The sequence below is a fragment of the Prevotella sp. PTAC genome (assembly GCF_013166535.1).
Lineage (GTDB): Bacteria > Bacteroidota > Bacteroidia > Bacteroidales > Bacteroidaceae > Prevotella.
In genome coordinates this window covers 1-880 of sequence record NZ_JABKKK010000032.1, presented here as the reverse complement: position 1 = coordinate 880, position 880 = coordinate 1, and the positions used below count along the sequence as shown (strand labels likewise).

The 880-nt window shown below is 53.8% G+C and carries 1 protein-coding gene; it reads left to right on the top strand.

The window, feature by feature from the left end; genetic code table 11:
* On the top strand, positions 1-763 hold a 763-nt coding region (locus tag HPS53_RS12470), incomplete at its 5' end, for a sigma 54-interacting transcriptional regulator (protein ID WP_172206530.1).
* Between the last annotated feature and the right edge of the window lie 117 nt (positions 764-880).

Below are 880 nucleotides of genomic sequence, written 5' to 3'. Positions count from 1 at the left end.
TGTGGACTGCGGTTCACTCACCAAAGAGCTTGCACCGTCGGCATTCTTCGGACACGTCAGAGGGGCGTTCACCGGTGCGGACAGTGCCAAGAAAGGGTATTTCCATGAAGCCGAAGGCGGCACGCTGTTTTTGGACGAGGTGGGCAACCTCGCACCGGAAACCCAGCAAATGCTTCTGCGCGCCATACAGGAGCGGCGATACCGCCCGGTTGGCGACAAGTCTGACCGTAGTTTCAATGTCCGCATCATCGCCGCCACCAACGAGGATCTGGAGAAGGCGGTCCATGAAAAGCGTTTCCGGCAGGACTTGTTGTACCGTCTGCATGACTTCGAGATAACCGTCCCGCCGTTGCGCGACTGTCAGGAGGACGTCATGCCGCTGGCTGAGTTCTTCCGTGAAATTGCGAACCGGGAACTGGAATGCGATGTCATCGGCTTTGACGGGGAAGCCCGCAAGACATTGCTGACCCATGCGTGGCCGGGCAATGTCCGCGAGCTTCGGCAGAAAATCATGGGCGCGGTGTTGCAGGCACAGACGGGTCTTGTCACGAAAGAGCATCTGGAACTTGCCGTGACGAGGGCGACCTCACCCGTCAGCTTCGCCCTGCGCAGCGATGCGGAAGACAAGGAGCGTGTCTTACGCGCGTTGAAGCAGGCGAACGGGAACCGCAAGGTTGCCGCCGAACTGCTCGGAATAGGACGTACGACGCTGTACAACAAACTGGAAGAATATGGATTGAAGTATAAATTTCAGCAACCATAGCCCATAATTCACTGAATTTGTATGATTTTGATTATCAGAATTTGGTTAATTCTCAAAATAATATTATCTTCGCATTGAGCTATTTGAAATGATTGGGAATCATGCAAAATGATGAAG